Annotated in this window: 1 protein-coding gene and 1 pseudogene; both read left to right on the top strand. The window is 53.1% G+C overall.

The annotated features are described in order from the left end of the window. Nucleotides 1–2009: flagellar biosynthesis protein FlhA (gene flhA / locus ACTF58_RS12290; RefSeq protein ID WP_438992262.1), on the top strand; the 2009-nt coding region annotated here is incomplete at its 5' end. Between the two features lie 53 nt (nucleotides 2010–2062). Then, nucleotides 2063–3240 (top strand): annotated as a pseudogene (locus tag ACTF58_RS12285) (hypothetical protein); the annotation flags it as partial.

Below are 3240 nucleotides of genomic sequence, written 5' to 3'. Positions count from 1 at the left end.
TTTCGCTTTTGATCCTCATGGTGGCATTGCACACGCATCGCCCGTTAGATTTTTCGTCATTCCCTAACCTTATTTTGATTGCAACTGTCTTGCGCCTGGCCTTGAACGTGGCATCCACACGCGTGGTTCTGAGCGAGGGGCACACTGGCGCAGATGCGGCTGGGCAGGTCATCAAGGCCTTTGGAGAGTTTGTTGTTGCGGGTAACTATGCTGTTGGTATTTTTGTCTTTATTATTCTTGTGATCATCAACCTTGTGGTTATCACCAAGGGCGCAGGTCGCGTCTCTGAAGTTTCTGCGCGCTTCACCTTGGACGCGATGCCAGGCAAGCAAATGGCGATTGATGCAGACCTGAACGCCGGCATCATGACGCCAGAAGAGGCCACGGCGCGCCGTCAGGAAGTGGCGGATGAGGCCGACTTCTATGGCTCTATGGATGGTGCCTCCAAGTTTGTGAAGGGCGATGCGATCGCTGGTTTGTTGATTTTGGCGATCAATATTGTTGGCGGCCTCATTATTGGTGTTGCACAACACCAAATGGCCGTAGCTGATGCTGCACAGGCCTATATTTTGCTCTCCATCGGGGATGGTTTGGTTGCGCAAATTCCGTCGCTGCTGCTTTCGATTGCCACTGCGATCATCGTAACACGCGTGTCGTCAACGCAAGATATGGCCCAACATATTGGCGGTCAGGTAAACTTGTCTCGCGCCTGGATCCCTACAGCGGCTGTTATTTTCATTCTTGGTTTGGTACCTGGGATGCCGAACCAGTTGTTCATGTTGTTTGCGGCGGCGACGGCGGCAGCAGCATACTTTGCGCGCAAATCAGAAGATTTGAGCGAAGCAGAGGCCGACTTGGACGCACAAGACGGAGACGCGGAGGAGGCCGCAGACCCTGAGACAGTGTTGTTGGCGGATGTCACGGATTATTCGGCAGTCTCTATGCAGCTTGGCTATGGGCTGATCAGCCTTGTTGATGAAGAACAGTCAGGCCCATTGGTGAGTCGCATCACGGGGATCAGGCGTGAAGTGTCGCGCGGGTTGGGGTTTGTCATCCCTGGAGTGCGCATTCGTGATGATCTGGCGCTTGAACCAAACCAGTATCGAATCCGGATTGGTCAAACGATTGTTGGAGAAGACGTCGCCTACCCCGATCGCAAGCTTGCTTTGCCGGGTGATGGATCTCGGGTGAAAATCGAAGGTATCGAGGTGAAAGATCCGTCATTTGGCATGGATGCTGTTTGGATCAGACCACAACAACAGGCCGAAGCGGAAGCCAACGATTACGTAGTGATCGAGCCTGACTCTGTTATATCAACACATCTTAGCCAGTTGCTGAACAAACACGCCGCTGATTTGATCGGTCAGGACGATGTTCAGGCGCTGCTCGATCAATTGGGTGAAGCAAGCCCCAATCTGGTAAAGTCGATCGTTCCAAAGCTGGTACCTTTACACGTGCTAACGCTTGTCCTGCGCCGCTTGTTGTCTGAGCGGATTCCAATCTCTGATTTGCGCCGGATCTTGGAAGGTCTGTCAAACCTTGTCGGCCCCAACATGAGCCCCAACGAAATGGCGGAAGCATTACGCCCTCAGTTGGCTCCCTTGCTTATCCAGCAGGTGTCTCCTTTGGGAACAGTGCTGCCTTTGATGACACTCACACCCGAGCTTGAGCAATTGATGCTACGAACAGTGCGCCAAAATGGAGAAGACGGGCTTGTGCTCGAAGGCAGCCTTGCGGAACAATTGATGCGCTCGATTAACGACACCAGCGAAAAACTGAGCGCTGCAGGTCGCCCGACCATTATGGTTGTCGCTCCACAAATTCGCCGTGTGTTTTCAGATTTTGTGCGTGCGCACATCCCCGATATGATCATTTTGAGTTTTACTGAACTTCCCGAAAATCGCCGTGTTGAAGTCTATGCCACGATTGGCGGCTTTGATGCTCTTGGCGCGGAGGACAATCCATCAGCGGTTGGCTCTGAGCTTCAACCTGAACCCGAAACCGTCTGAGGTATTAAACTATGCCAACAATTACAGTTATGGCGCCTGATAGCGCTCTTGCAATGGACGAAGTTATACGCCAGCTGGGCGACGGCGCTTATATTTTGTCAACGTCACAACAAGATGGGATGATCCAAATTAAGGCGACGAACGAGCCAATGAATGCGGTTCCAAAGCGCGCAAATGCCGTTCAAACCGTGTTTGAAGATGAGCTTGAACGACAGTTTGGAGGGGGCGCTGCGCCGCGTGTGTCTGTAACTGTGAATGATGGTGCAACTCGGCCTGGCGAGCCGGAGCGTCCAAAGCTTGTGGCTGTTTCTGGAGAACGTGTAAAAGCTGGGCTGTCGGGGGCCCGTTTGGGAAATGCGTTTGCTGAAAAAGAGCTTGAGGACGTCGAACCCGCCGAGGCAACAGAGGAGGCTGTTCGCTTGCGGAGTGAGCAACAGTCCGAGCATGCGGCCATACAGCCTGCCGATCTGTCACGCCGTTTAAGCGATTTGTTGGACAAGCCCACTGAGCCGTCAGAAAACTCTGGCACTCGTGAATCCGCAGCAGAGGTCGAGCCAATAAGTTTTGAGGCAGAAAACGTGCCTGCACCTGTTGATTTTGATGATCAAGAGCCTTCTCTTGAAACGCGGCTGCGGCGGTTAGAAGACGCCTTGGGCCTTGACCCAATCCAGTACGCTCCGCCAGCGGCCACTCACACCTCTTATGTGGGTCAAGACCTCCTACAGAACGGGGTTTCTGCGCCTTTGGTTGCCGCAGCTTTGAATGAATTGGCTTCCTTTGGGGAGGCCGAGCAACCTATTTCACAGAGTGATGTGGTCAGTTTGTTGGCCGAGCAAATGGTTTCGTCTCAGGCTAGCTTGGCACTCGATGCAGATGTCTTGTTTGTCATCGGGGCATCTGGCAGCGGAAAGACGACATTGTCTGCAAAATTCGCCGCATTGCTTGGTGAAACGCGGGAAGAGCGTGCAATCGCGCTTATTGGTTTACAGAATGCCACCTCGCCCCGGATGGGCCTGCTGACCCATTTGGGACGTCTCATTAATGTGCCTGTTCGCGAATGGGATATAGAGAGAACAGAGGAGTGGGCGGTCCCCAGCGCAGGCCAAAGCTTGATTGTGGATGTTTCATGCTCGCTTGAGGAATTGCAAAGTCTTTGGCCACTGCTTCAAGCCAAATTTGAAGGTAAGCGTTGTCATACTGTTCTTGCGCAAGGCAGTGGAGCGTCAACAGC

This window comes from Lentibacter sp., assembly GCF_965657785.1.
GTDB lineage: Bacteria > Pseudomonadota > Alphaproteobacteria > Rhodobacterales > Rhodobacteraceae > Lentibacter.
Note: the sequence above shows the minus strand (reverse complement) of the source record. Positions and strands in the feature narration are given on the sequence as shown.